Origin of the sequence: Pseudomonas sp. NFACC51, from assembly GCF_900103575.1 — a bacterium.
Lineage (GTDB): Bacteria > Pseudomonadota > Gammaproteobacteria > Pseudomonadales > Pseudomonadaceae > Aquipseudomonas > Aquipseudomonas fluorescens_Q.
In genome coordinates this window covers 16,852-42,476 of the sequence record NZ_FMXH01000025.1, presented here as the reverse complement: position 1 = coordinate 42,476, position 25,625 = coordinate 16,852, and the positions used below count along the sequence as shown (strand labels likewise).

Below are 25,625 nucleotides of genomic sequence, written 5' to 3'. Positions count from 1 at the left end.
AATTGGGGGATTGAATCAAATTCCGATTAATGCAGTTTTCATGTTCTGTAAAATGACACAGTCAGTAACCTTGTGACCTGTCAATTTCGCCTGTCAAAGGCTCGCCGGTTGTCAAGCGTCTTAGGTTGTCTATGAATTGCTCTACAGCAGACATCACCGAAGGCTGGGCCGCAATATGAGGAGTAACCAACACTTCCTCGCGCCGCCAAAACGCGCTAGTCGGATGTAAAGGTTCGGTTTCAAACACATCGAGGGCGGCGCCGCTTAGGTGACCGTCGTCGATCAATTTCAACAGGTCAGACTCAACTACAATGCCTCCACGCGCTACGTTGATCACATAGCTTTCCTTCGGCAGCTTCGACAACAGTGAGTGATCAATCAGGCCTGCGGTCTCTGTCGTGAATGGAAGTAGACATACCAGGTAATCACACTGTTCAAGAAACGGCTGGATGTTACGTTTGCCAGTGAATACCGGCACGTTCACTGCGCGCGTATCAGAGCGTGTCCATCCAATTACTCTGAAACCCAACTCTCCGACCACTCTAGCTACCACAGCGCCAATGCTACCCAAGCCCATGATGCCGACCGTCACCTTACTGGCGTCAGGCACTGGGATCCTTCTCCACTCGCCGGCCAAGTGCTGGGTTTGCAGTTTGGACAATGACCGAAATCGAGCCAAGATCTGCAGAGCCACATATTGCGCCATGCTTAGCCCTAGACCTGGGTCCATCACGCGTGTAACTCGAACATTCTCCGGAAGATCCTGCGCCGCAAGTATGCCATCTGCACCAGCCCCAACAGAGGCCGCCAGGCGCAGGTTCGGCAAGCGCGGCGCGATACCAGATGGCAACTTAAATGAGAACAATGCGGTTACGTCTGGATCAGGTTCCGTGCCCAGCTCAGTGATAATCTGCAGCATGGGCGCCCGAGCTCTTAATTCTTCGTATCGACTTTTGACGAAGTCCGAAGTGAGCAGCATCAAAACCTTTTGATTTCCCGCTTCAAAGGAAGTCATACAAGGTTTCTGTTGAAGCTGAATTCGGGGTTATGACGCCTAACTTGGCGTACGAGGAGTTTCCATCGCAGATCTACGACATCTGGGCGCTGCAAAAATGCCTTGGCCTGCCGTGCTTCCTCCGGCGGAAGCTGCTTTGCTGTGCCAACAGCCATGGCTTGCAATTGCACGCGGGCTGCAAACTCAAGGACGGTGGCTGCGATGGTGGTTTCTGGTATGGAATCCCCAACCACCACAGAGCCATGGTTCCGCAGCAGAATGGCCCGATTGCTGCCCAGATGCGTAGCAATGCTTGCGCCTTCTTTTTTGTCCAGCACGATACCGTCGAATTCGTCGAATAGTACGATATCCTCGTAGAACAAGGCACCGCTCTGCGTGACAGGTTCAAGATTGCTACCTACAACGCCCAGCGCCAGGGCAGCCTCGGAATGTGTATGCAGAATGCAGCAGACCTCTGGTCGAGCCTCATAGATTTCGGTGTGAATGTTCAGCGTCGGATTGCAGGGTAGGGTTCCCGTGACAGTCCGCAGATCGAAATCTGATTCAATGAGGTCGTCCGCCGTAGCCTCTTCAAAACCGAAGCCGTAGGGAATGCTCCAAAAGGTTTTCGCACCAGGCAAGCGGGCGGTCAGATGACCCGAGATCCCGCTTCCTTGCCCGTCCATTGCGAGGATTTGAAAGGCATGCACCAGATCATGAATTAATTCCGGCAAATTATTATTGTTCATTTATTAACTCCCTAAATGGAATCAGCTCTCAACTGGGGTACTTGATTCATTCGTTACATCGACAGCAGTGGCGTCGTAGCTAAACAGCCACTCATAACGCTGTCTTACGCTTTCTTCGTTCCACTCAGCAGAGACATAACGGCTCGCCTCGGCAGCATCGGCCAAAAGCGAATTGTGAAACCGCTCGCCATTGGCTGCCGATCCGCGAACAATGCGCGAGGTACGCTCCAGTCGCAGCGCCTGATATCGCAACAGACCTGTCGCTGGATCATTGCGATGCGCCGCGAGACAACGAGCTAGTACTACGCCGTCCTCCAACGCCATAACGGCACCTTGGGCCAAGAAAGGGAGCGTCGGATGACATGCATCCCCAAGAAGAGTTGCGCGACCCAAGGTCCAGTTTTCCATTGGCTGGCGACTTAGCAGCGCCCATTTGTAAGGTTGATCAATACCTTTTATGAGACGCTGGACATCGTCGTGCCAGTTTCTGAAGTCGTTTAAGCATTCCTCAACACTACCTTTCTCAGTCCATGACTCAACTTGCCAGTCACTGCGCTCGATGATGCCTACAAAGTTTACGAGCTTACCTTCGCGCAGAGGGTAATGTATGACGTGAGCACCGGGCCCGACCCAATTAGTACCCAGATTGGCATTCAAATGTGGCGGCAGATTTTCGCGCGGTACTAGGCCACGCCAGGCTACACAACCGGTGAACTGCGCACTGCTTTCGCCAAACATTGCACGTCGGATACGAGAATGGACACCATCGGCGCCAATGAGGATGTCGCCACGGATGGTCTCGCCATTTTCGACCTCGACGTTGACGCCCTCTGCGCCTTGGGTGAAACCGATAACTTTGGTGCCTAGCCGAATCGCGTCCGGCTGGCGTTGACGCACATGACGAACCATCAGTGCATGCAAGTCTGGCCTGTACATCAGGTAGTAAGGAAAGCCGTATTTCTCTACCGATTCAGCACCCAGGTCAAAAAGCTTCCAGGTCTGGCCAGTATTCCAGAGCCTGATTTGCTTGCCTTCCGCCTGGGTGGCCAACTGCTTTACTTCTTCGCCCAGGCCGATATCGGCAAGGCAGCGGGACCCGTTGGCACTGACTTGGAATCCAGCTCCAACTTCACCAAGTTCGCGAGCTTGCTCCAGGACTGTGACGCGAATGCCGCGTCGCTGCAGTGCGAGTGCACAGCATAAGCCTCCTATGCCGGCACCAGCGATTACCACGTGCAGAGGTTGAGCGGTCATGAGCTCTATCCTTTCTTATTGTTCGGCCCGATTGGCCTCCCTAGAATTGAGCCTCACCTGCATCTATATTTGAAGTTAAACTATCAAATCAATTAATAAGCGCTGCTAATGAACGTTAATACCCGCCAGCTCCAAGCCTTTCTCGCTATCGCCCGATTGGGCAGTTTCACTCGTGCGGCTGAAGAGATCTTCGTAACTCAAGCGGGCCTGAGTCTCATGCTCAAAGATTTCGAGGCGCAAGTTGGCGCTCGTTTGTTTGATCGCACCACTCGTTCAGTGAGTCTTACCCCGGCCGGGCAGGCATTGCTTCCGACGGTCCGAGGTATGTTGGCGGACTGGGAGAGCGCCATGTTCAACATCGACCAATTCTCTGCGGTGGCCGGGCAACGGTTGGAGTTGGCAGCGACACCATTGATTGCGTCCAGTGTGCTCCCGGATTGGTTACACGAATTCAGGCGAGTCCAGCCTAGCGTCCAGGTCAATGTCTGCGATCTCGATCGACGACAGATTCTGCAAGGCATCGAGTCCGGCGAGATCGATTTGGGACTGGGGGCTTTTTTTAAACCTGCTGCAGGTATCGAGCGGCGTTTACTAGCTACTTTTCAGATGGTACGCATCTGTTCCAGGGCGGGTTATGAGACGACTTCCCGTCAGCGCGGACGGCGCTCGGGTCTGGGGCAACAAGCGAGATGGGCTGATTTTTCGGGCGAGCGCTTGCTGACATTACCCGCCGATAACCCGATCCAAAAGCTGGTTAATGATCAATTAAGCGGTGTTCACGCCGCGCCCGTTCTAGGGGGAGGCCTGCAAAATATCCAGACCATCATCGGAATGGTTGAAGCTGGCCACGGTGTGGCAGCGTTGCCGGGGTTTGTCGTCTCGGCATGCGAGCGTTACAACGTCATGATTGAACCTTTGATCGACCCAGTCGTTCCGATTGAATATTTTGCTGTGACTAAAAAGGGTCGGCAAAAGACTGAATTAGCCACGCACACCATGGACAGTATCGAGACATATTTTCAGAGGTTGAGCCAGATCAGCGTCCATTGAAAATAGACGTCTATCGCCGATGGCGACACCTGTGCGCAGTTGACCCTCCATCAACACTGAAGACACCGTAAGGTAAATTGGTCAGCGGAAAATCGCCGTGACTATTTGCAGAAGATACCCAACTGTTCATTTTCTGCTCGCTCATTCAAGAATTTGGTGTGTGTACTTTGAGATCAAGCCTTGCCAACATGCATCGTAATTGCTCTGTAAGGCGGGGTTGTTCAGGGCAAATTTCGTAGGTCGCAGAACCTGCGAGGTTTCAAACATAAAGGCCATGGTGCCGCTGAGTTTCTGAGGCTGGAGAGAAGCAGTGATCGCCTGTTCACAGGTATGCGCATCCGGGCCATGGGCACTCATGCAAGCGTGGAGCGAAGCGCCACCTGGACTGAAGCCATCCGCTTTTGCGTCGTACTCGCCTTCGATCAACCCCATGTATTCATTCATGAGGTTGCGGTGGAACCAAGGTGGACGGAACGTATTTTCAGCTACCAACCAACGCGGCGGGAAGATCACAAAATCCAGATTTGCAAGGCCCGGCACGCTGGTGGGTGAAGTCAATACGGTGAAGATGGAAGGATCAGGATGGTCGTAACTGATTGATCCGATCGCATTGAAATGTCTTAAGTCGTATTTGTAGGGAACATTGTTGCCATGCCAGGCGACAACGTCGAACGGAGAGTGATCGAGCTCTGTTTCCCAGAAACTGCCTTGAAACTTCTGTACCAATCGAGTCAGCCCTTCACGTTGTTCGAACCACGCTTCAGGCGTGAGAAAGTCACGGGCATTGGCCAAACCGTTGCTGCCAATTGGGCCGAGATCTGGAAGACGCAGCGGCGCAGCATGATTTTCCGCGACATAACCCTGGGCTTCTGGATCAAGGAGCTCAACTTTCAATTTCAGCCCTCGAGGAAGCACTGCGATTTCTAAGGGGCTGAGTTCAATCCGACCTAACTCCGTTACCAACATGAGACGACCGCTCTGGGGAACGATCAGCATCTCCCCATCGGCGTTGTAGAAAACACGTTCCATAGAACGGTTCGCAACATAGTGATAAACCGTCACTCCGCTCGGATGGACAAGGCTCGAATTGGCAACCATGGCGCGCAAACCGTCCAGGAAGTCGGTCGGTGCAGTCGGCACAGCAAGAGGGTCCCAACGCATCCGGTTTGGATTCGCAGGAGCCAGCTCCGGCTCGGGGATTGGAGAAAGCATGGGCTTGAACGATGGATGTGCAGCAGATGGTCGAATTCTATACATCCATGTCCTCCGGCTTTCGTGCCTTGGCATCGTGAAGGCAGTACCGGAGAAGAGTTCAGCGTAAAGCCCGTGCGGCACGCGCTGCGGAGAGTTCTGGCCTTCCGGCAGTGCTCCTTTCACTGCCTCACTGGAGAAATGGTTACCGAATCCTGACTGGTAGGTGAGCTGGTGTGATGGCTGGTTCATTTTTACCTCCTGCAAACTCAAAAGTTATGCTTAGCGTAAAACGATTACACATAGCGTAATTACGGGGTTGCGTGCGGTCAAGATATTGCCGTTCAAATCTGCGCAGACAGACCTAACGAAACCACCGTAGAGAAACCGAGAGCCTGAAGAAATCCCTAGAGGCGGTTGGTCTCCGTTTTCCTCATTCGACGAGAGAAGGCCGTGACGAGACCGCCAAGCAGGGCAAAATGATTAATTTCGCATCGGGGGAATTTCGGTAGGACAATGGCTGGCGGAGCAAGCTGCACGGGCGCTGTTCAGAGAGATCTTCAGGGTGGTCATCCAGCGCATAGGGAAATTCTGGTGGCTGGATTAACTGCAACCAATCCGGGGCAGCTTCGGCGGCGGCGGTGATGACATGTCATGTCTTTGGGTTGGAGACGCTGATGTAGTTTCTGCGGCAACTGTTTCGGTTGTCGAATCAGCCAGCGTTGAGGATGTCAGAAACTTTTACTCGGTCGGCGTGTGTATGGGCGGTGTGAGATTGTTTGCCGTCCGATCTGGCTGTGGGTCGAACCAAATTGCGTAGCCCGAAGCACCCTCCTGTTTGGCCCTTGATACCCTCCAAAAACAAGTCCAGAATTAAGTCTTTCCCTGCTTCGGCAAGAAAAGAAACCCCTTAAATTTCAATGAGTCGGACACCAGATGCGAGTCTCGTTTCCCGCTCCAATTATTGTTCTACAGGCTTCTATTGAAGTTTGCAGAAACTGAAAAAAGAGGCTTCGGCCTCTTTTTTTCGTTCCAGTAAGTTCTTCTCGGAAGCAGACTTCGCGTAGACGCTCTTCGGCACCGACTGTGCTTTGGGCTGTCGCTTCATCGTTCCGTGCGGCTTTCGTGCGCTCGTGCAGGCGCCATGCCGACAGTACCAAGCTTGCTACCGGACGACCGGCGTCCTACGCATGGGCATCGCCCAGGGTTTCGGCGGCCAGTTGTGAGCGAGGCAGTCCGTTTTCGGGCAGTCGGCGGAGCACGCGGTCAACTGCTCTCAGCAACTGGCGTTGTCGACTGGCTCACCGCAATCGCGAGCAAGCTTTGCTCCCACGGGTTTGAGGCTTAATTGATCGGCATTAGGCTTCGGCCTCTTTTTTTCGTTCCAGTAAGTTCCACTCGAAAACACTACCATCCAAGTTTTCTTAATGCATTTTGTAATACATTAATCCAGCGCTCGGTAGATCAATTTTTCATCGGACTCGCCTCTCGGGAAATCGTACAAATCTCCTCTATTCAAACGAGGCGGATATTGTACGTGGCCACTTGCTGAAAACTTACGCCATTTCGAGAATCTTGGGATGAAGCGTTAACGAACAAGTCTGTTCTTTTGCTAGTGAGCGTTTTTCCGTTGCAAGATCGTCCTATAGCAGACGTATCACATCGATCGTCAACCCCGTTAGTTTTTATGCTCTTGCAATAGACATCTGTGAGAAACGCTCAGTTAAAGGAGAGGCGTAACGCATTCTCCATGCTGGCCAGCTTGATTTGAGTTTCCTCATACTCATCTTCCGGTCGAGACCCATCGACGATCCCACACCCCGCAAACAAGTGACAATGCTCAGGCGTAATCAGTGCCGAACGCAGGGCCACCAGAAAATCTCCATTGCCTCTTGAGTCTAGCCAGCCCACCGGCGCCGCGTACCAGCCCCGATCAAAGCCTTCGTGATGCCGAATGAAGCTCATTGCTGTCGCGCCTGGCAAACCTCCGACCGCTGGGGTGGGGTGTAAGGCCTGGATGCCGTCCAGCAAGGTGTACCGCTCTTTGAGCTGCGCCCTGATCGGGGTGCTCAGATGCTGCACCGTGGCCAGCTTCAGGAGTTCGGGTTGGGGGGCAGCGTGCAGTTGGCTGACGATGCTGCTCAATCCCTGCTGGATGGTCTGCACCACCAATTGGTGTTCGTGCAACTCCTTGAGGTCCGCTAATAAGGCTGAGCCCACGTCCTGATCCTCCTTGGGAGTCACGGCGCGGCGAGCGCTACCCGCGAGGGCATGGGTGCTTAGATTGCCTTGCTGGCAACTGAGCAGCCGTTCCGGGGTTGCACCCATGAAACAGCTGTCTCCACGGTGGAGGGCGAAGAGGTGGGCTTGGCTGCGTCGCTCGTGCAGTCGGCGCATGACGGCACCGCTGTCAAGGGTGGCGTCCAGCTGATATTCGATGTGGCGGGCGAGCACCACTTTGCTCAGGTCGCCGCTGTCGATGGCCTGCAAGGCGTTGGCGACTTTGGCCTGCCACTGCGGCGCTGGTAATGCGTTGCGTTCGATAACCTGGGGGGGCGATGCCGGGGCGTGTGGGGAGGCGAATAGCTCTGCGTACGCCGCCAGACTGGCATGCGCCAGCACGGCTGGATCGCTGTCGGGTTCTACCACGCACTGGCATCGCAGCCAGCGGCCATCGTTGTCTTCGCTGAGAAGCCAATGGGCAAGGTGAAAACTGGCATCGGCAAACGGTGCCCAATGTTGCGCGCAAGGCTGCTGCGCGTCGAAGCGCATGCCCCCCAGCAGCAGGGGTAGAAGGGGGCCGTCGAGCACCGCGTCGGCGCACAGCGCGAGCCATTGACGGTTCACGTCGGCCAATCGCTGGGCCCCCGCCGCTTCGATCTGCCAGGCGCAGCCCAGGCCGAACAGCGTTAGGGCTGGCGAATGAGCGCACCAGAAGAAGCCCTGCCGGTGCGTTTCGTAGAGCACCAGGGGATCCAGAGTTGGCGCGGGGTGTGAGCTCACGGCGACGACGGGGCGCTGATACTTCAGCGCGCACTGGTGAGCAGCTTCAAACGCGTTTAACAAGGCGGCTTTGTTCATACGGCCGTGCTCTTTTTCTGCAGCCAGAACGCCGTCTGTTCCGCGATGTACCAGTGGATGATCTGATTGAACAGGCCCTCGATGAATTCGCCGTCCAGACCGGCTTCCTGTGCCCATTGCCGGCGCTGCGGCAACATCGCCGCGACGCGGTCCGGTGCGGCGATACTGGCCTGGTCGGGCTTGAACGACGAGGCCGCCTTGACGTATTGCATGCGCAGCCCCAGGGCATCGATGATCTGCCGGTCGAGGGTGTCGATGGCGTGACGAATGTCCGGCAGGCCGGTGCAGTGTTTCGGGGTTTTCATACCGAGTCTCCTTGAAGATAGGCAGCGCGTTGCAGCAGGTGATGGATAACGGGGCGCGGCTGTTGCTTGAGGTAAAAATGGTCGCCGTCGAATAGGCGGATATCCGGGGTGTGCTTGCTCAGGTCCGCCCACGCCCGGGCCTGGTCCAGGCTGACGTCGGTGTCGGCCCGGGCCAGCAATACGTCGATTGGCGCCGTCAGCCGATCAAGCCGCGCCGGTCGCCAGGTCTCGATGGCCTGGTAGTCGCTGCGCAGGGTTGGCAGGAACAGTGCGCGCAGTTGCGGGTTGTCCCACAAGCCTGTGGCCTCGGCGTCCTGGCGCAGAATGTCGGCAATCAGCGCGGCGTCGTCCTGGCGGTGCAGGTCGCTGCACGGTTGCCGGTGCGGTGGCGGGTGGGCCGAGACAAACACATGTTCGGTGCCGAAACCTGCCGCCTCCAGACGCACACCGACGGCGTAGGCCAGCGCCGCGCCCATGCTGTGGCCAAACAGCCACAGCGGGCGGATGGGCAGGCTCAACAGGGCTTGGCTGATGTGCTCGGCCAGAGTGGCCAGGCACGCAATACGCGTCTCGTTGAACCGTTCTTCACGTCCGGGATACTGCACGGCCAGCAAGTCGATATCTCCCGGCAGGTGCGCCAGCCACGGGCGGAAGAAGCTCGCACTGCCGCCGGCGTGCGGCAGGCACACCAGGCGGGCGCGGGGGTGGTCGCCCTCACGCAATACACGCAACCACGCGGACAATTCGCCGTTCATAAGGCCTGCACCTGTTCCGCCAGCGCCTTGCGGTTGACCTTGCCCAGCCGTGTCAACGGGAACTCGCGCAGCACCTGCAAGCGATCCGGCAATTTGTAGGCGGCCAATCCTCGCTCGCGCAGCCAGGCGTTGATCGGTCCCAGCTCGACGTGTTCCGCGTGGGCCAGCACACAGGCGCAACTGCGCTCGCCCAGCAGCTCATCGGCCAAGGCCACCAGCGCGACATCGCGAATCAACGGATGGCCCAGCAGCAGATTCTCGATCTCTTCCACCGGGATTTTCTCGCCGCCGCGGTTGATCACATCCTTGGTCCGCCCCTCGACAATCAAATGGCCTTCGGGCAAGCGTCGCACCAGGTCGCCGCTGCGGTAGAAACCATCGGCAGTGAAAGCGCGCAGATTCTGCTCGTCGGCGTTGTAGTAGCCACGGATGGTGTAGGGGCCGCGCACCAGCAGTTCGCCCACGGCACCTGGCGCGACAGGAACGTCATCGGCGTCGACAATGCGAATCTCGTCATCGGCGGTCAGTGGCAGGCCCTGGGTTTCGAAGATGCGCGCTTGCGGGTCATCCAGCGGCGTAAAGCACAGTAGCCCTTCAGCCATGCCATAGACCTGTTGCAGCCCACAACCCAGGGCCGGGCCGATACGCGCGGCGATCTCGGCCTTGAGCCGCGCTCCCCCGACCTGCAGCCATTGCAGGCTGCTCAGGTCATGGTCGGACCATTGCGCCATTTCCAGCCACAGCAGCACCAGCGGCGGGATCAAGGCGGTATGGGTGATGCGTTCGCCCTCGATCAGTTCGAAGGTGGTTTCCGGGCTGGGCTCCGGCGCCAGCACGAGCGTAGCGCCGACACTGAACACTCCCAATGCGCCGGGTGAGGCCAAGGGAAAGTTGTGCGCCACCGGCAACGCCGCCAGGTAGCGGGTATGGCTGTTGAAGCCGCACGCGCGGGCCGCCAGGCGGGCATTACAGGCGTAGTCGTCATGGGTGCGTGGGATCAGCTTGGGCAGGCCGGTGGTGCCGCCGGACAGCAGCAGCACGGCGACTTCCCGTGAGTCCGGCGCGGGCAGCGCGCGAGGCTGAGCGACGCAGTCGCCCAGAGCAACGAATTCCTCGGCCGTCCCGACCACCCAGACCTGTTGCAGGCTCGGCGCCTGTTCACGCAGGGCGCGCGCCAGCGGTCGATAATCGAAGCCCAGGTGCCGATCGACGATCACGTAGGCCACGGCCTGGCTCAGGTCGGCCAGGTGGCGCAGTTCATGTTCGCGATGGGCCGGCAGGGCGAACACCGGAATCACACCCAGGCGCAGCAGGGCGAAGGTCAGGCTGAAAAACTCGGCGATGTTCGGCAGTTGCACCAGCACCCGCTGGCCGGCGCGCAGGCCCCGATCGGCGAGGCCGGCGGCCAGGCGGTCGGCCTGCAGGTCGAGTTCGGCGTAACTCCAACGCCGCTGACCGTCCACCAGCGCCTCTTTGTGCGGCGTGCGCTGCGCCTGCTCGCGCAACAACTGGCCCAGGGGGACGCCCTGCCAGTAGCCGTATTCGCGATAACGGCGGATAAAGTCGTCGGGCCAGTCGGTGCATCCATCAAGCATGGCAATCTCCTTGAGCGGTTGGGCACCCCAGCAAACGGGCGCCGTGCAGAGTCAGCGGGTGCGCCAGGCCAGCGATCTGCACAGCCTGTACGCCGGTGTAATCAGCCGCCTGGATACGCAGCAAAGGGTCGTCACCGGTCAGCAGGCTGAGGGCGGTGTGGTCGGCGGGGTTCACGCCCAGGTGGATCGCCGCGAGGCCCGTTGCACCGTTGGGGTGAATCATTCGGGGCGGATGCTGGGCCGGCTCATAGGGCGTGACGAGGAAGGGCAGGCGGTCATGGCGCGGGTAGACGAAACGAAAGCGCGTCTGGCTGCCATCCGCGCAGGTACGCCGCCAGTTCACCGGGCGGCCCATGGCCACGCCGCAGCCCGCAAGCCCCTTGAGGCGCGGCGCCAGGGCCGGGGTCTCGCACAGCAGCGCCAGGTCGCAGAAACCTTCTCCGTGGGCAGCCCAGCGCAACATCCGTCGTCCAGCGCCACGGCCGGCCAGGCAGTCGATGGGCCACTTGAACAGCCAGGCGTGACGCGGTGTGGTGAGCAATTCAATGATCGGCCCGTGGCTGAACCAGATATGCGCGTGTTGGGCGCGAGCCTCGGCGGTGGCGTAGGTCACTTCGAAACCGGCGGCGCGGAAATTCGCCACGGCCTGGTGCAAGTCGCGCACCCAAAGCAACACATGGCTGCAAGTGGAGGAGGATCGGGCAGTGTTCAAAACGGCAGCGCTCCCAACAGTTGGGCGGTGTCGTCACCGCGAGGCGGTTGCACGGCGCCGGCAAGGGCCTGGAGTTCGGCCAGCGGTAGCGCGCGGGGCACGGGCGGCTCAATCAAGACGGGCATGCCGATCAGGTTGTTCATTTCGCGCCACGCCATGGCCACTTCGGTGGCCCAGACGCCACTGCGCAGACGCCGCGACGGTTCATCGATGTCGCGGCATAACTCGTCCAGGGCGATGCTGACCGCGTCGGGCCAGACCTGATTGAACACCTGCTGGTAGCTCTTGGGCACCTGCGGATCGAGCAGCACCATCGTCGGTCCGGCGAGCCGTTCGCTGCCCGGGCCGGTCATGATCAGGCGGTCGGTGCTGTCCCTTGAGGCGTGCAGGCGCGGGTTCCACAGCACCGGGCCGTGGGTGTCGGCCAGGCTCAGCACCCCGGCTTCACAGCCGACTTCGAGGCGATGAAGCAAGAACGAGTGGTTGTCCGGGTCCTTGGGGTGCACTTGGTTCTGCACCCGCAAGCTGATGGGTACGCCATTGAAACGGGCATCGAGCCGCGTGAAGGGTTGCCCCGCGAACGCAGGGGCGGGTGCCGCGAACGTCCAAGGCCGCAGACCACCGGCCAAGCGCCCGAGAATATCCAGCAGGGGATAGGCCACCTGGCTGTTGCAGGCAGCCTCGATGTACGCCAACCCATGGTGATCGTGCAGGTAAGCGGCCACTGCGAGAAAACGCCGAATCGCCAGGATATTCGGGTACAGCGTATTCACCGCATAGGCGGCTTGGCCCTGGCGTGCGGCCTGCATGCACACGGCGATTTCGCGGTGGTGCACCGGGTGCTCCTGCAATACGTGGATGCCACGGTGCAGAAGTTGTTGGGCCAAGTCACCGCCGACGCCCCCGGTTGCGCCGGAGCGCACCACCACGCAGGCGATATCGACGTCATCCGGCACCTGTTCGACGGTCTCGTACAGCGCCACTCCATAATGCTCGGCGCAGGCCCGTGAGTAGGCATTGCCACGCGACAGGATGCCCACGAGCTGGTAGCGGTCATGGGCGCGGGCCAGGGCCTGCAGGTAGATGCGACCGAATGCGGTGCCGGCCACGATCACGCGTTTACGCACAGGAATGCTGTTCATGGCCAGGTCTCCGGGAGGCGAGCCCACAGGGCCAGCGTGTGGTCGTCGGGCAACTGGTCGGGCAGTTCGAGGGACAGGGCGGGTTCCTCGAGGTGCGCGGCCAATGCCGCGCGGCTCAGCCGCTGGGCAGGTACCTGGGCGACGAAGACGCGATGGCCCAGCCGCGCCAGTGGGTGCCCGGTGGCGGGCAGGCTGCGGTTGCCCTGGAACCCGGCCCTGGCCAGCGCGGTTTGCCACTGCGCGAGGTTGAGGAAGGTGGCGCTGCTGTACTGACGTTCATCATCGGCCTGGTTGAGCATGAAGGCCTGTGATGCCATCACCCAGAACTCCTCCTGCGTGGGTTCGCTGAACACCAGCCAGCCGCCCGGCTTGAGCAAGGCGAACAGGGTCGCCAGGGAGCGCTCGGTGTCGCGCGCGGCATTGAGCACGCCACCGGCGATGATCAGGTCCCAGCTCTGGCTGCGATAACCCTGGGCCAGGGCGGGGCGGTCGATGTCGAACACGCCGTGGCGAACCCATGGCCAGGCGTGCAGACGCTTGGCGGCCTGCTCGCAGAAATAGCGCGACACGTCGGTGCATAGGTAGTCCACCGAAGCATTTACCAGGGCGGGCAATACTGCGTGGGTGGTAGCGCCGGTACCGGCACCGACTTCCAGCACGCGCAACGGTACGCCGGCCGGTTGGTGCGCGGCCCAGACTCCCACCCAATGGGCTACGGCGCGATGCTGGTACTGCGCCGCCAGGCTTTCGCGGTACAACGCCGCCGCGCGTTCGGTGCGCCCCTGCGGAAATAGCAGGTGCACGGCCGCACAGTCGCCGCGCATCAGCGCCGGCAATTGGCGCGCATTCTCTCGAGCATATTCGAGGGTGCCGCTGCCTCCGGTGTTGCGCGTCCAGTCCAGGGTCAGTTGCGTCCAGATACCCTCGAGGGCTTCGTCGCCCCAGGTGCTGGCGTCAAGAGTGGGATGTAATCGGGTGCTTTCGCGGCGCAACAGGCCTTGCCCTTGCAACACATCCAGCCAGCGTGCGATCAGCGCGCGGTGACCCGGCGCGATGCCGCCATGTGCCAGCGCTCGGGCGACATCGTTCAGCGGTGCGGGCAGCAGGCCGCAATGGTCCAGGCCGTTGAGCATCGACAATAACGCGGCGTGGCCCAACCGATCGTTGAGTCGTGCCGCTTCGACGAGTCGTTCGGTGGAAAACTGCTGATTGAGGGCGGCTTCAGTTTCATCGAGGTGATCCTCGACCCATGCTGCCTCGCAAGGGTGAGGCACGGCGAACAGGGTCTGGCCGTGCAGCGCGACGCTGTTCACGTCGGGATGCCCAAGGGCACGCTCGCGCCAGCGCTGCTGCTCGAGCTTGACGCTGACCAGGTCGCGCCAGTCGCCAAGGGTCTCCGTAAACCCCTGGACGCGGCAATTGAGCTGTGCCGCCGCGCGTTCGGCGAGTTGCCAGTCGCCCGGTTGCGCCGTGACGAACAGCAGCTGTTCCAGGTGGCTCAGATCGGTCAACGGCAGCGCGGGGAAGTCCAGCAGCCGTTCCAGCTGTTCGGCATTCATGACCGCCACGGCGGGGCGCTGGCGTTCGATGATCGCCAACAGGCGTGCCGGGGAGCGCTGGTGAGTACCCAGGTCGGTCAAGGCAGGCAAATGCCATGGAAACGTGCCGACGGGCAGAGCAGTCAGCAGAATGTCAACGTGCAGCGTCATCAAGAAGCTCCTACGGCGTGAAACAAACGTTGCCCGGCGGCCGCCAGCGGGTCGGTTGCGGCGGGCCATACTTCGAGCAACTGGAAACCTTGGGCCTGCAAGGCCTGGCGCCATGCATCGGGCGTGATGAAGACCTCATCGGTATCGCGCAACGTCGCACCGGCGGGCGGTGATAGCAACAGGTGCATGAAGGTCAACATGGCCGGGTTGTCCGCAATGGACTCACTGAACAACAGGCTCCCGCCGTCTCGCAGGCAAGCACGAATCTGCCCGAGGCTGCGGGGCAGATCGCGGGCGTTGTGCAGCGTATTGCCAGCGACCACCAGGTCCTGGCTGCGCGCCGCGATGCCTTGTCCGGCGAAGTCTTTATCAAGGTCGAGCAAGCCGAAGTGCATCCCCGGCTCCAGGCGAAACTGGCGCTGGGCCGCGCTGGTGAAAAGCGCACTGATGTCGGTAAAGCGATAGTCCTTTTCGCGTTCCTGCAACGCTGCAAGCACGGCGCGAGTGGTGCAGGCGGCACCGCCCCCCAGCTCCAGCACCCGCAACTCATTGCCGTGGACCGCGGTTTCGCCCGCCCGTGTCGCGAGGGCCTGATTGATCGCCGCGGTGAAGTGGTTGTGCTGGTAAACCCCGAGCACCGCGACGGGGTCACCCGATTGCAACAGCAACGGTGCCAGGGTGAGTTGATCGCGCAACAGGTCAGGCAAGCATTCGATGACCTGGCGGTGCAGGGTGGCCATGTTGGGCGGGAAGCCCAGTTCCGCGTACAGCTCGGACAGGTTTTCGACGGCGGCCTTGGGGGGCGTGTCCTGCCAGGCGAGGTGTTCAGCGTCTTCGCCCAGCGCCCCGGCGCGGGTCAGCGCCGCCAGCCAGCGCCGTACGATCCAGGCATGGCGGGGCGCTGTACCTAACGCTTGGTTGATCTGCCCGGCGCTGCGCCAGGCCTGCAATGGCAAGGCCCGGGTGTCCAGCAACACCTGGGCCATCACCCCCAGGCTCAGGTGTTCGAGTTCGTTCAGAGCGTTGTTCATAGGCAACCTTCTTCGACGCTGTGCAGGTGATCGAGTGGGCCGTGCAGCAGGTTCAGGGCACGGATCGCCGAGGTGCGTTGCAAGCGTTCAAGGCTGACGGCGGGCGGCAATACCTGGGCGGCGTAATGGCAGCCGGTGCTGATTTCACCGTGCGCCACGCTGACCACCGTGGCCGCCGCCATTGCACCGGTCAGCGCCGCATTGCCTGCACCGCTGAGCACCAGGCTGCAGGTGCGCGCCTGGCCGTTCCACAGCCCGTCGAGCTGCAGCAACAACGTGACGAAGGGGGCCTGGCCGCTGAGGTCCAGCAGGCTGGCCTCGCACAACCGCCGAACCGCTTCGGCGCGCGGCAGGCTATGGGCCAGGTCCAGCGCCTTGAGCACATGCCCATCGGTGATCACGTTGAACCATTGGCCGACATCCAGGCGCAGGTCCATCGCCAGGCGTTCGCCTTCCTGGTTCAAATAGGGCAACACGTGAACCTGGCCGGGGAAACACGGCAGCAGCACGTCGCGGCTGCGGCGTAGCGCTCGGCTGCATCGGCCGTTGCGCCAGGCCGCCAAGGGTTCGTTGGTGCCATCCACCGCGCCTTGCAGGAAATCATCGGCGGCCACGGCGGTGAAGTGGTCACGCAAGCCGAAATAGCTGGTCAGTTCGAGGACTTGGGTGAAGGCTTGCTCGGCCAGCCAGCGCGGCAACAAACCGGTGAGCCCCGGTTGCAGACCGGCACCGAGGACGGCGCAACGGTTGCGCCATTGATGTGGGGCACGTGTCATCTCGCCGGCCGCATCCACGTAATGCGCATCGGCTTGCAGCGCCGCCCGTGCGGCACGGTCCGCCAGCCGCCAAGAGGGGCCGGCGCAGTTGAGCAGCACGTCGCAGCCGCGGGCGAACCCGGTCAGGGCAGGGGCATCATTGAAATCCACCGCCGTCCATTGCAACCGGGCGTCGGGCCATTGCTGCTGCAGCGATGCCAGGCAGCGCGCACCGTTGCCTGGATCGCGCCCGCCCAGGCGAAGCTCGTTCACGCCCAGGCTCAACAGCGCCCGAGCGCTGGCCAGACCGACATCGCCACTGGCGCCCAGCACACCGATCAGCATGGCTGGGCCTGCGCATTCAGGCGCCAGCCACCGGCGCGCTGGCGATCACGCCAGAACCCGGCGTAACGTCCGTCGAGGGCCAGCAGTTGCGGGTGAGTGCCGGCTTCCACGAGGCGGCCCTGGTCCAGCACCAGAATCTGGTCGGCGGCCATGATGGTCGGCAGGCGATGGGCGATGACCATTACCGTCGAGCTTTGCTTCAGGCTACGAATCGCCGCCTGTACAAAGGCTTCGTTGTGCGGATCCAGTGCGGCCGTGGCTTCATCCAGCAGCACGATCGGGGCGCGCTTGAGCAGCGCCCTGGCCAGGGACACCCGCTGGCGCTCGCCGCCGGACAGCGCCGCGCCGCCTTCGCCCACTGGGGTGAGCCAGCCTTGGGGCAGGCGCGCGACAATTTCATCGACGCCGGCGAGGCTCGCTGCCTCAGCCACCTGTTGCGCACTGGCGTCCGGCTTGCCGACGCGGATATTGGCTTCGAGGCTATCGTCGAACAGGTAGACGTCCTGCATCACCAGCGACAGTTGCGCCATCAAGGCCTCATTGGACAGTTCGCGCACATCGACGCCGCCGACCTTGACGTGGCCCTCGGTCACATCGAAAAAACGCATGAGCAGACGCGTGACGGTGGTCTTGCCTGAACCCGAGGCGCCGACAATCGCCGTCATTGAATGGGTCGGTGCGTGGAATGTCAGGTCGCGCAGCACTGTCGGGCCACTGGCGTAGGCGAAACTGACGTGTTCGAAGGCAAAGCTGCCGGGTTCGCTCAACGGCTGACTGACCTGTGGTTGCGGCAATGGCGGCTCGCGCAGGATGCTGACCAGTTGTTCCAGGTCGTTGCCGGCCATGCGCAACAGCCCGCTGCGTGCCGCCGCCTCGGCCAGTGGCCCGACAAAACGCGCCGCGAGGGCGAGCAGGGCAACCAATTGAATGGCGTCGATGTCGCCTCGGGCAGCGAGGGCGATACCCACGCCCACCAGCAGCGCGAAGGCCAATTGCACGGCCAGGCCGCCGGCCAGCAATTTCGGAAAGGTCTGGGACACCATGGAACCGCCGGCCTGCTTCTGCGCCAGGTTGGCCGCCTGCAACGGCGCGTATCCCTCCTGGGTCCGGCCAAAGGCCCGCAGCACTTGCTGGTAGCGAGCGAACTCCACCACTCGGTTACCGGCGAGGGACGCGGCGGCTTCGACCCGGGCATCGTTGTGGCCGATGGCATCGGCTGACCATCGATGGGTGAAGTAGATCAGCGGTGCGCACAGCACAGCGGTCAGGCCCAGGCGCCAGTCGAAGATGAACAGGGTCAGTGCGACCGTGGCCGGCACTACCACCCCGCAAACCACCGGCCCCAGGTAATGCGCAAACAAGCCGGTGACCATCAACGTGCCGCTGGTGGCGCTGCGCGACAGGCGCCCGACTTTCTCCGAGTTGAACCAGCCCAGGGGCAGGTTGGCCAGATGTTGGCCGAGGCGATCATGCAAAGTGGTCAGCACGACCAGTGCGAGCGCAAAGCCTTTCATCGCCTGCTGGTAATGGGCGATGCAGGTCAGCGCGGCCATCGCCGCGAGGCCGGTCAGCCACGCCATCGCCGTGGACAGGTCACCGGCAAACAATGCGTGCAGGATCGGCACCAGCAGTGCTACGGCCAGGCCTTGCAGCACGGCGCTGGTCACCAGCCACGCGAGGTATCGATAGAGGCGCGCGGCATGCGCCGGCCCCAGTAAAGTGACAAGACTGCGGATCACAGGGACATCTCCAGCTCGGGGGCTGAGCGCTTGGCGCCGGCGCGCCACAGGCGGGCATAGGCGCCGTTGGCCTGAAGCAGGGAATCGTGACGACCGCTTTCCAGCACGCGACCCTGGTCGAGGACGACGATCTGGTCCACCCCGCTGATACTGGACAGGCGGTGGGCGATCACCAGTACCGTGCGACCCCGGGTCAGGGCCGACAGTGCGTCCTGGATCAGCGCTTCGGATTCGGGGTCGGCGTGGGAAGTAGCCTCGTCGAGGATCAGCACCGGCGTGTCGGCCAACAAGGTGCGGGCGATGGACAGGCGCTGCGCTTCACCGCCGGAGAAAATCGCATCCTCGCCGATCACCGATTGATAGCCACGGGGCAGGGCCTGGATGCGCGAGTGGATCTGCGCCGAGCGGGCCGCCATCTCCATCTTTGCAGCGCTGGCATCGGGGCGGCCCAGGCGCAGGTTTTCGGCCACGGTCCCGTGCACCAGTTGCGCGTCCTGCAAGACGAAACCGACCTGCTTGTACAGTTGGCGCGGATCGATCTCTCGTACATCGACACCGCCGACCCGTACGCCGCCGGCGTTGACGTCGTGAAAGCGCGGTACCAGTTTGGCCAGGGTCGATTTGCCCGCGCCGGAGGCTCCGACCAGGGCGGTTACGCTGCCGGCCGGGCAGTGCAGATCGACGCCGTTGAGGATCGGGTGCCCGGCATCGTAGCCGAACTGTACCTGTTCAAAAGTGATGTCGCTGCCCTGGGGCTGCTTGCTGACGTTCGGCGCGGGCAGCTCTTGAACCGTGAGCAGCGCTTCGATGCGGTCGGCAGCGGCCAGGGCGGTGCGTTGCGCGGTCAGGCTCTGATTGATCACCAACAGTGACTGCGGAATCACCACCGCCACCAGGGTCTCGGCAAACAATTGCAGCGGCGTGATCCAGCCTTCGGCCAGCAACAGGCTGCCCACCCCCAGGCTTGCCAGCAGAATCACCGGGACGCTCAAGGCCATCGAGGAAAGCGCTTCCAGACGCAGCAGCGGCTTGACCCAACCGGCGTATTGTTCGCTGAACTGGTTGACCGCCCGTTGATAGCTGCGATGGGCCTGGCCTACCTGGCCGAATGCCTTGACCACGGCAATGCCGTGGACAAACTCGACGATCGCGGCGCTGACCCGGCTCATGCTCTTGTCCAGCAACTGCATCTTCGCGCCGAAGCCACGCATCATCAGGGCATAGGCCAGTGCATACACCGGCAAGGTCAGCACCGCCAGTAATGCCAGGCGCCAGTTCAGCGTGGCCAGCCATACCAGCCCCGCCAGGGGCGTGACGATTGCCGCGGTGAGTTCCACCGCATGGTGGGCGACCAGGTGATGGAGGTCTTCCAGATCGTCCTGGACCACTTTGCGCACCGCGCCCGAAGTGGTGTCGGTGTACCAGCCCAAGGGCACCCGCCCCAGCTTGTGCACCATGGCTTCGCGCAGGCTGGTTTGCAGGCGATGGTCCGCCAGGTGGGTCAACCACAGCGCCACCCCGTTGGCCATCCAACCCAGGCTCAGGGCGATCACCACCAGCGCGGCCCAGCGCCACAAGGCCTGACTGTCGACGCTGCCGGCCAGCAGCAACCGACCCAGTTCGGTCAGCCCGATGAAGGGCACCAGGTTGACCAGCGCGCCGACCGCGGCAAACGCCACGCCGATGCGGATCAGGCGGTTGACCGGACGTTTGAGGGTATCCAGAGCGCTCTTCATGAGTTCTTCCGTAGGGCTTCCAGCAAGTGTGCGGTGACGGTGTGGACGTAAGGCGGTTCGATCACGCTGAAATGGTTGCCTGGCACATCGATCAATTCGAACTGCCCCAGGCACGCGTCTTCCCAGAACGGCGCCGCCAAGTGGCCAACGCCGCCGGTGATACCGAACGATTGCTGCTCCAGGCAGCGCAGGTAGGTCATGTTGCCGAGGAACGGCGGCGGGTCGAACCGTGCCGCGCGCATGCTGTGACGACACACGCGAAACAACGTCGGCACCAGCTCCGGACCGATGGGCACCCCGGCCTGGCCCGACGCCAGGCGCGCATACTCGGCCAGGCGTTCTTCCTGGCTGCGCGCCGATTGTTGCTGCACCGCCAGCGCGAGGGCCTCCAGGCCCGAGTCGCCGCTTAACGAAGCCATGGCCCCGGCTGGTACGCGGCGATTGTCACGGGCCATCAACAGATCGATGGCGCGGTACACGTCATAGTCTTCAATGTGCGCGCCGAATACGGTCTTGACCGGGTCCAGGTTCAGGTTGGGTACGAAGATCGCCTCGTAGGCCAGCTCTTCGTCGGTGTCGATGAACATCGGAATACTGTCGATCAGACTCAAGTCCACCACGTCCATGCCGCGTTCGAGCAGGCGCCGGGCAACCTCGGTGGCAAGCAGCCCGCCGAGGCAGTAACCGATCAACTGGAAGCGCTGGTGACCGTCGGCTATCAAGCGTTCGGCGTAGTCTTGGGCCACGCTTTCGATCAGGTGCTTGGGCTCCAGCGCCAGGTAGCGTTCAGTGTCGGCCACGGCAAAGCCGATCACCGGCCCGGCCTGTTGTTCGGCCAGGGCGCGGCCCAGGTGTTGGAAGTAGTCCAGGGTGCCGAGGGCGGCGTGGAACATCACCCGCACCGGGCCGATCTCGCCACCGCCAAACGGCACCACCAACGCGTTGCTGCTTGATGAACGCTGGGCTTCGCCGCTAGCAGCAGTGGGGGCAGGCGCGCTTTCGCCGTGGTTGAGCAGGCGCGCCAGGGCGGCGACATTCGGCTCGTTGAGCATCTGCCGCAGCAGTGTGTCGTAACTCAAGCCCTGGGCCTGGGGCAGTTGTTCACGCAGTTGTCCGGCGACCCGGGCGAGGATCAGTGAGTCCGCGCCTTTTTCATAGAAACTGTCGTTGACGCCAATCTGCGTCAAGCCCAAGGCCTCGGCCCATAACCGGCAAAGCTCGGCTGTGAGAGGATCACTCGGCGTCGCCTGGTCATTGGATGCCTGGGCATCGACTGCGGGACGCAAGCCGGCCAGAGTCTTGCGGTCGATCTTGCCGTTGGCAGTCAATGGCAAGTGGTCAAGCACTTGCAGGTGCGCCGGCAGCATGTAATCGGGCAAGCGCTGTGCCAGGGCGCGGCGCAGGCTGTCGACACCCAGGCGCCGATACCCGGCCTTGAAACGGGCGGCGAACACCTGCATGCCGAGGGTGGCCAGCGGATGATCGGCCTGGGGCAGGGCGGGCAGGCATTCTCCACCGAACGCCTGGATCCGCGCCTGCCAGGTTTCGGCGTCGCGCAAACCGCTGCGACCCAGGTCGTGGTCGCCGTTGACCGGGGTCATCATGAAGCCCTGGGTCAGCAGGATCGGCGGCCATTCGCCGGTGGGTTCGCTGAACACCAACCAGCCACCGGGGCTGAGCAATTCGGTGATCCGGGCGAGGGCTTGGTCGACGTCCTTGATGCTGTTGAGCATGCCCGCGCAGAGCACGACATCGGCGCTGTTGCTGACCAGCCCTTGGGGCCGGATGTCCTGGTCGATGTCGAGCACGCCGTAACGCACCCAGGCGTGCTCGGCAAAACGTTGTTTGGCCGCCGGCAGGAAAAAGGCGGTCATGTCGGTGAACAGGTAATCGACATCCAGGCCATCGAGCAGGCCGATCACGGGCGCGCTGGTGGCCCCGGTACCGGCACCGATTTCCAGGATGCGCAGCGGACCGTCGCCGTCATGGTGGGTGGCGAGGCGATTGATCAGTGCCGCGATGCTGTGATTGTTGTAGCGCGAGATGGCGTCCCCGCCGTACAGCTGCAACGCCAGCTCCTGTTGGCCCTGGGGGAACAGCAAGTCGAATGGATTGACCTCGCCCTTGAGCAGTTGCGGCAATTGCCAGACATGGTTGAGCTGGTAGTCGAACAGCGCCTGGCTGCACAGCCCCGAGGCGACCGCCTGTTCCACCCGCCCCCAGGCCAGTGCCGGCTCTGGCACGGGTTGCGCCAGTCGATAGCGGGACTGTTCCAGTTGTAGCAGGCCCGCCTCGCACAGCGAGCCCAGCCAGCGCCGCACCAACCAGTGATGGCGCGGCTGTGCCTGCAAGGCGTTGAGAATGGCCGGCGCATCGGGTTCGGCCAGCTCGGCGCTGAACAAGCTGGCCTTGAGCATCACCTCCAGCATCGAGCTCAGCGCCGCAACCTTGAGGTCCGACTGATAATCACGAACGCCTTGTGCATCGAAGGTGCCGACCTGGCTGTCGGCAAAACGATTGATCGTCGTGAGCAACGACGCGTCCGGCAGTGGTTCTGGCGCTGTCCGCGCAGCGGTGACGAAGGCCATCAGGCTGCGCTCGCCGGATGCTTCACCGCTGACCAGGCTGATGGCGCTGTCCACGCCGGGCGTGGCGAGCAAGGCCGCGTCGATCTCGCCCAGTTCAACGCGGTGCCCGCGAATCTTCACTTGGCCGTCTTCACGACCGAGGAACTCCAGTTCGCCACCCGGCAGGTAGCGTCCACGGTCGCCCGTGCGATACAGGCGCTGACCGTCAACGGGATGGGCGAAGAACCGCGCCTCGCTCAGCGCCTGATCGCCGAGGTAACCCTGGGCCAGGCCGACACCGGTGATATACAGGTCACCGGGCACCCAGGTCGGGGCGTCGCGCCATTGGCTGTCGAGCACGCGAAAGCCCTGGTTGGCCAAGGGCAGGCCATAAGGAATGCTGCGCCACGCCGGGTCAATCGCGCCGATCGGGTGCAGGTTGGACCAGATCGATGCTTCGGTCGCGCCACCGAGGCCGACCAGGGCCAGGTCGGGCAGCAGCTGTTGGAGTTGCGGCGGCAGGTTCAGCGGGATCCAGTCACCGGACAACAACGCCAGGCGCAGGCTGTCCAGCGGCCGCGGTTCGGCATGCAAGTAATGAGCGAGCATGTGTAATTGCGCAGGCACCGAGTTCCATAACGTTACCTGGTGGCGCTGTATCAGCTCGGCCCAGTGCGACGGGTCGGCGCCACGGGCCGGGTCGGGCAGCACCAGTGCGCCACCGACGGCGAGGGGGCCGAAGAGATCGTACACCGACAGGTCGAAACTCAACTGTGCCAACCCCAGCACGCGATCACTGGCGCTGAGCTGAAAGCGCCGATTGATGTCCTGCACGGTATTGAGAGCGGCGCGATGGCTGATCATCACGCCTTTGGGATCGCCCGTGGAGCCGGAAGTGAAGATCACGTAGGCGAGGTCATCGGGGCTGCCGTCGACCGCTTTGAAGTCGGCTGGAGCCGGCGCCAGTTGATCCACCAGATGCCAGTGCAGACCATCGGGCAGCGGCGTGTTGGGCAGCGCGTGAGACTGGCCGAGCACGTGGCGCACCTGGGCGCTGCGTAGCACGCGGTCGCGGCGGGCGGGCGGGGCGTTGCTGTCGAGCGGCAGGTAGGCGGCTCCGGCAAGCAATACACCGTAGGCCGCCACGACCTGGTCGAGGCCTTTGGGCATAAGGATTGCCACTGGTTCTTCGGCGGCGCAACCGGCCTGGCGCAAGGTGGCGGCGACGGCCAGGGCGCGTTCGACGAGTGCGGCGTAGGTCAGGCTGCCGTTGGCGTCGATCACCGCCAGAGCCTGCGGATGTGCAGCGGCCATGGCCAGCAGGCCGTCGTGTAAACGACCGGTAGGCAGCGGCGCGGCGGTGGCATTCGCCGCCAGGCGCTCGCGCTGTTGCCAGGCCGGCAGGGGCACGTGCATCGGTTGCTCCCAGGCGATCGGGTCCAGGGCCAATTGTTGCAGTTGGGCCAGGAATGCCTGCTGCATGTCATCGATCAACCCATCGGGGAACACGCCTTGGCGCACGTCCCAATGGATGTGCAAACCGTGATGGTCATCCATCACTTGGCAGTCGAGGGTGACCTGCGGGGTCTGGGTAATGCCGTGGCCCACCCGACGCTGGCTGGCCGCCAGTGGTTCGATCGCCAGGCCGATGGCGCTGGTGAACACCACCGGCATGACCGCGGCTTCACGGCCACGACGGCGGCCGATTTCGCGCATCACTTCAATACCGGAAAACAATCGGTGCTCCAGGTCCGCAAACAGCTGGCTGCCCAATTGGCGGGCCTGCTGGCTGAAATCCTGGCCTTGGGGATCGTTGACCTGCAGCAGGCTCACGGAGGTGAAGTCGCCCACCAGCCGATCCACCTGCGGATGCAACGGCAAGCGGTTGAGCAGCGTCAGGTTGAGGCTGAAGGCGGGGCGCTGGCTCCAGCGTTGCAGGGTGCCTACATAGGCGGCGAGCACCGCAATGGAGGGCGTCAGGCCGCGTTCGCTGGCGACTTTTTTCAGGGCGTTCCAGTGTGGCTGGTCGAGCTGCGCGCAGTGCCGTTGGAAGCGCGGCATGGCCGTGTCGTCGCCACTCAGGGGCGCGGGCAGTTGCGGTGCGGCGGGCAAGTCGTCGACGCGCGCCAGCCAATATTCGCGGTCGCGTTGATGGCGGCTGCCTTCGAGCAGGCCACGCTCGGCCAGCAGATAGTCGCGGAAGGTGATGTCCAGGGGCGGCAGGGCGGCTTGGGGATCGTCCAGCAATTGCTCCAACTCATTGAACAGCAACTGGGCGCTGGCCCAGTCGGCAATCAACGAGTCCATGGAAAAATGCAGGGTGTCGCCACTCTCGCTGCGGCTCATGCGCAACTCGAACAGCGGCCATTGATCAGTGGGGTAGAGCTTCTGCTCCATGGCTTGGCGGATCTGTTGCACGGCGTGCTGACGCTGTTCGCCCGTGGCGTGACGCAGATCTGTGACGGCCACGCAATACGGGCCGACTTCGGCGAGGACACGTTGCGAGCCTTCACTGGCAATCACCGCGCGCAACATGTCGTGGCGCTCGATCAGACGGTTCCACGCGTTTTCCACCTGTTGCGGGTCGAGCGCCGGCCAGCTCAGTTCCAGGTAACCGTGGCAGGCCACGTTGCCGTAGCCAAATGAAGATTGACGGCCCAAAAGGTAGGCGTTCTGCACGTCGGTGAGCGGGAAGGGGGAGTGGTGGTTTGCCGGGTCAGCCTGGACCAACGGCCGTTCCTGTACTTCGAGCAGGTGCAGGATCTGTTCTTTGTGCTCGCGCAGTTGTGCCATTCGCTCGGCATTGAGCAGGCCTTGCGGGGCGCGGAATTTCAGTTGTCCGTCCTGGGGCCAGAGTTCGACGCCCAGGGACTTGAGTTCACTTAACAGTTTGGCGGCGGGCATGGATACAGCTC

At 62.2% G+C, this 25,625-nt stretch carries 18 protein-coding genes; 1 reads left to right on the top strand and 17 read right to left on the bottom strand.

Annotation, left to right across the window (positions count from 1 at the left end; all coding sequences use genetic code 11):
* Positions 1–61: 61 nt before the first annotated feature.
* From BLT00_RS30325 to BLT00_RS30315, 3 genes are read right to left on the bottom strand one after another with little or no spacing between them, the layout of a single operon-like run.
* Positions 62–1,015, bottom strand: coding sequence for a 2-hydroxyacid dehydrogenase (locus tag BLT00_RS30325; protein ID WP_218190053.1), 954 nt, complete (start codon positions 1,013–1,015; stop codon positions 62–64).
* Positions 1,012–1,743: a class II aldolase/adducin family protein gene (locus BLT00_RS30320; RefSeq protein ID WP_092151150.1), complete on the bottom strand. Its 732-nt coding sequence runs from the start codon at positions 1,741–1,743 to the stop codon at positions 1,012–1,014. The genes BLT00_RS30325 and BLT00_RS30320 overlap by 4 nt, the downstream gene beginning before the upstream one ends.
* A gap of 21 nt (positions 1,744–1,764) precedes the next feature.
* Complete coding sequence (locus tag BLT00_RS30315) at positions 1,765–2,997, bottom strand: FAD-dependent oxidoreductase (protein WP_092151153.1); 1,233 nt, start codon at positions 2,995–2,997, stop codon at positions 1,765–1,767.
* Between the two features lie 108 nt (positions 2,998–3,105).
* Here BLT00_RS30315 and BLT00_RS30310 point away from each other — a divergent pair, with 108 nt between their 5' ends.
* Positions 3,106–4,047 (top strand): LysR family transcriptional regulator, encoded by a 942-nt coding sequence (locus BLT00_RS30310; protein ID WP_092151156.1) that lies wholly within the window; start codon positions 3,106–3,108, stop codon positions 4,045–4,047.
* A gap of 141 nt (positions 4,048–4,188) precedes the next feature.
* Here BLT00_RS30310 and hmgA read toward each other — a convergent pair whose 3' ends face one another.
* From hmgA to BLT00_RS30245, 14 genes are all read right to left on the bottom strand, one after another.
* Entirely contained in the window at positions 4,189–5,490 is a 1,302-nt protein-coding gene (gene hmgA, locus BLT00_RS30305; protein ID WP_092151159.1) for a homogentisate 1,2-dioxygenase, read from the bottom strand.
* 932 nt (positions 5,491–6,422) lie between these two features.
* Positions 6,423–6,521: a TIGR02679 domain-containing protein gene (locus BLT00_RS32700; RefSeq protein WP_106215926.1), complete on the bottom strand. Its 99-nt coding sequence runs from the start codon at positions 6,519–6,521 to the stop codon at positions 6,423–6,425.
* A 436-nt stretch (positions 6,522–6,957) separates the two neighbouring features.
* Positions 6,958–8,319 (bottom strand): isochorismate synthase, encoded by a 1,362-nt coding sequence (locus tag BLT00_RS30300; protein WP_092150949.1) that lies wholly within the window; start codon positions 8,317–8,319, stop codon positions 6,958–6,960.
* The gene (locus BLT00_RS30295; protein ID WP_092150946.1) at positions 8,316–8,624 is read right to left on the bottom strand and encodes an isochorismate lyase; all 309 of its coding nucleotides are present in this window, start codon (positions 8,622–8,624) and stop codon (positions 8,316–8,318) included. The genes BLT00_RS30300 and BLT00_RS30295 overlap by 4 nt, the downstream gene beginning before the upstream one ends.
* On the bottom strand, positions 8,621–9,379 hold the full coding sequence (locus BLT00_RS30290; protein ID WP_092150943.1) for a thioesterase II family protein: 759 nt from the start codon (positions 9,377–9,379) through the stop codon (positions 8,621–8,623). Before BLT00_RS30290 ends, BLT00_RS30295 begins: the two co-directional genes overlap by 4 nt.
* Positions 9,376–10,974 carry a (2,3-dihydroxybenzoyl)adenylate synthase gene (locus BLT00_RS30285; RefSeq protein WP_092150940.1) on the bottom strand — a complete coding sequence of 533 codons (1,599 nt, stop codon included), beginning with the start codon at positions 10,972–10,974 and terminating at the stop codon, positions 9,376–9,378. Before BLT00_RS30285 ends, BLT00_RS30290 begins: the two co-directional genes overlap by 4 nt.
* Positions 10,967–11,686 (bottom strand): VOC family protein, encoded by a 720-nt coding sequence (locus BLT00_RS30280; RefSeq protein ID WP_092150937.1) that lies wholly within the window; start codon positions 11,684–11,686, stop codon positions 10,967–10,969. Before BLT00_RS30280 ends, BLT00_RS30285 begins: the two co-directional genes overlap by 8 nt.
* Positions 11,683–12,828 (bottom strand): Gfo/Idh/MocA family oxidoreductase, encoded by a 1,146-nt coding sequence (locus BLT00_RS30275; protein ID WP_092150934.1) that lies wholly within the window; start codon positions 12,826–12,828, stop codon positions 11,683–11,685. Before BLT00_RS30275 ends, BLT00_RS30280 begins: the two co-directional genes overlap by 4 nt.
* Positions 12,825–14,537, bottom strand: a complete 1,713-nt coding sequence (locus BLT00_RS30270) for a methyltransferase (protein ID WP_256572634.1) — start codon at positions 14,535–14,537, stop codon at positions 12,825–12,827. The genes BLT00_RS30275 and BLT00_RS30270 overlap by 4 nt, the downstream gene beginning before the upstream one ends.
* Positions 14,537–15,568, bottom strand: a complete 1,032-nt coding sequence (locus BLT00_RS30265; RefSeq protein ID WP_092150931.1) for a class I SAM-dependent methyltransferase — start codon at positions 15,566–15,568, stop codon at positions 14,537–14,539. The genes BLT00_RS30270 and BLT00_RS30265 overlap by 1 nt, the downstream gene beginning before the upstream one ends.
* Positions 15,565–16,668 (bottom strand): saccharopine dehydrogenase NADP-binding domain-containing protein, encoded by a 1,104-nt coding sequence (locus BLT00_RS30260; RefSeq protein WP_092150928.1) that lies wholly within the window; start codon positions 16,666–16,668, stop codon positions 15,565–15,567. Before BLT00_RS30260 ends, BLT00_RS30265 begins: the two co-directional genes overlap by 4 nt.
* On the bottom strand, positions 16,662–18,407 hold the full coding sequence (locus BLT00_RS30255) for an ABC transporter ATP-binding protein (protein ID WP_092150926.1): 1,746 nt from the start codon (positions 18,405–18,407) through the stop codon (positions 16,662–16,664). The genes BLT00_RS30260 and BLT00_RS30255 overlap by 7 nt, the downstream gene beginning before the upstream one ends.
* A complete protein-coding gene (locus tag BLT00_RS30250) occupies positions 18,404–20,143 on the bottom strand; it encodes an ABC transporter ATP-binding protein (RefSeq protein ID WP_092150923.1) in 1,740 nt (579 codons plus the stop codon). Before BLT00_RS30250 ends, BLT00_RS30255 begins: the two co-directional genes overlap by 4 nt.
* On the bottom strand, positions 20,140–25,614 hold the full coding sequence (locus BLT00_RS30245) for a non-ribosomal peptide synthetase (protein WP_092150920.1): 5,475 nt from the start codon (positions 25,612–25,614) through the stop codon (positions 20,140–20,142). The genes BLT00_RS30250 and BLT00_RS30245 overlap by 4 nt, the downstream gene beginning before the upstream one ends.
* Between the last annotated feature and the right edge of the window lie 11 nt (positions 25,615–25,625).

Coding starts and splice junctions, on each gene's coding strand:
- BLT00_RS30325 (WP_218190053.1), bottom strand. CDS start 1,015: ATGACTTCCTTTGAAGCGGGAAATCAAAAGGTTTTGATGCTGCTCACT.
- BLT00_RS30320 (WP_092151150.1), bottom strand. CDS start 1,743: ATGAACAATAATAATTTGCCGGAATTAATTCATGATCTGGTGCATGCC.
- BLT00_RS30315 (WP_092151153.1), bottom strand. CDS start 2,997: ATGACCGCTCAACCTCTGCACGTGGTAATCGCTGGTGCCGGCATAGGA.
- BLT00_RS30310 (WP_092151156.1), top strand. CDS start 3,106: ATGAACGTTAATACCCGCCAGCTCCAAGCCTTTCTCGCTATCGCCCGA.
- hmgA (WP_092151159.1), bottom strand. CDS start 5,490: ATGAACCAGCCATCACACCAGCTCACCTACCAGTCAGGATTCGGTAAC.
- BLT00_RS30300 (WP_092150949.1), bottom strand. CDS start 8,319: ATGAACAAAGCCGCCTTGTTAAACGCGTTTGAAGCTGCTCACCAGTGC.
- BLT00_RS30295 (WP_092150946.1), bottom strand. CDS start 8,624: ATGAAAACCCCGAAACACTGCACCGGCCTGCCGGACATTCGTCACGCC.
- BLT00_RS30290 (WP_092150943.1), bottom strand. CDS start 9,379: ATGAACGGCGAATTGTCCGCGTGGTTGCGTGTATTGCGTGAGGGCGAC.
- BLT00_RS30285 (WP_092150940.1), bottom strand. CDS start 10,974: ATGCTTGATGGATGCACCGACTGGCCCGACGACTTTATCCGCCGTTAT.
- BLT00_RS30275 (WP_092150934.1), bottom strand. CDS start 12,828: ATGAACAGCATTCCTGTGCGTAAACGCGTGATCGTGGCCGGCACCGCA.
- BLT00_RS30270 (WP_256572634.1), bottom strand. CDS start 14,537: ATGACGCTGCACGTTGACATTCTGCTGACTGCTCTGCCCGTCGGCACG.
- BLT00_RS30265 (WP_092150931.1), bottom strand. CDS start 15,568: ATGAACAACGCTCTGAACGAACTCGAACACCTGAGCCTGGGGGTGATG.
- BLT00_RS30260 (WP_092150928.1), bottom strand. CDS start 16,668: ATGCTGATCGGTGTGCTGGGCGCCAGTGGCGATGTCGGTCTGGCCAGC.
- BLT00_RS30250 (WP_092150923.1), bottom strand. CDS start 20,143: ATGAAGAGCGCTCTGGATACCCTCAAACGTCCGGTCAACCGCCTGATC.
- BLT00_RS30245 (WP_092150920.1), bottom strand. CDS start 25,614: ATGCCCGCCGCCAAACTGTTAAGTGAACTCAAGTCCCTGGGCGTCGAA.